Source organism: Streptomyces sp. NPDC051104, assembly GCF_040682835.1.
Taxonomy (GTDB): domain Bacteria; phylum Actinomycetota; class Actinomycetes; order Streptomycetales; family Streptomycetaceae; genus Streptomyces; species Streptomyces cynarae.
Genome location: NZ_JBFBBS010000173.1, coordinates 1 through 1013, shown reverse-complemented (window position 1 = coordinate 1013; position 1013 = coordinate 1). Strand labels below are relative to the sequence as shown.

Below are 1013 nucleotides of genomic sequence, written 5' to 3'. Positions count from 1 at the left end.
TCACGCTTGCGTTTGTTATAGTCTTTGTATCGTTTACTATCATCATTACGATTAGTCCATCGCTCTCTACTTGCTTGATATTCCGCTTCTTTATCAGCGTGCTTAGTACAATAGTGTAGTGGTCTAATAACTACAGCGTGGCAGTTAGGCTCACGACAGCGTCCAGTCATTGGCATTCTATTTCCTCTTTTCTATCTATCCATTCATTGTTTCTGTTGCTCTAGCGATAATCTCTTTCACTTGCTTAACCGTTGGGTTGGTATGATTTCTAACAGTACGTTCACTTATCGAGTAACGACTTGCAACCTCTGATAGTATCATGCGTTCCATGTATCTAAGTCTGATTAACTCTAGGTCATCATCACTCAATGAATCAAACAGCTCTGTCATCGCGTTGAATATAAAGCGTTGTGGTGTGAGTTGGTCTGTGCTGTCTATCCTATCCGTCCATGACTTCATTGTACCTGTGAGATATAATCTGATATTAAACTCTAGTTCATTCATAATATAATCCTCCAAACAAAAAAGCACCCCCACAATTAGAGATACTTTCCTGAACTTATTATACCACTGCCCATCTCTGGGACTTATGATAGTTCTATTATATCATGCTTTAGATATAATTTCCTTAGCTTTCTTCATGACTTTACCTATCTTTGAAGTAATCTGATAAGCGGAAAGTCCTGTCCGTTTTGTAGTCTCTGCAACACTTAATAGTTCAACGTACCTCAAACATAGTAATGCTATGCTGTCAGTATCTGCGGTATCAAATATTTCATCAAGATTATTTAATAGTTTAAGAAGTCTTGGTAAGTTACCTGCTTCAGCTTTTGTCTTTTCAATATAAGACTACCTGCTTTGAGCGCTTAAGTATAATGTTCCTCTAAGATACCACCTTACAACATCTTTAGGCCTTCCAGCGCGACCACGAAGGACAGCCCGGACCACAGCAGGAACAGCCACGCCGTGGCGATCGGGCTCAGGCCCAGCGTCCGCTGGAGCAGCGTCGGCAG

At 41.0% G+C, this 1013-nt stretch carries 1 protein-coding gene; it reads right to left on the bottom strand.

Annotation, left to right across the window (positions count from 1 at the left end):
• Positions 1–195 precede the first annotated feature (195 nt).
• Entirely contained in the window at positions 196–504 is a 309-nt protein-coding gene (locus tag AB0N14_RS40400) for a sigma factor-like helix-turn-helix DNA-binding protein (RefSeq protein WP_366030653.1), read from the bottom strand.
• Between the last annotated feature and the right edge of the window lie 509 nt (positions 505–1013).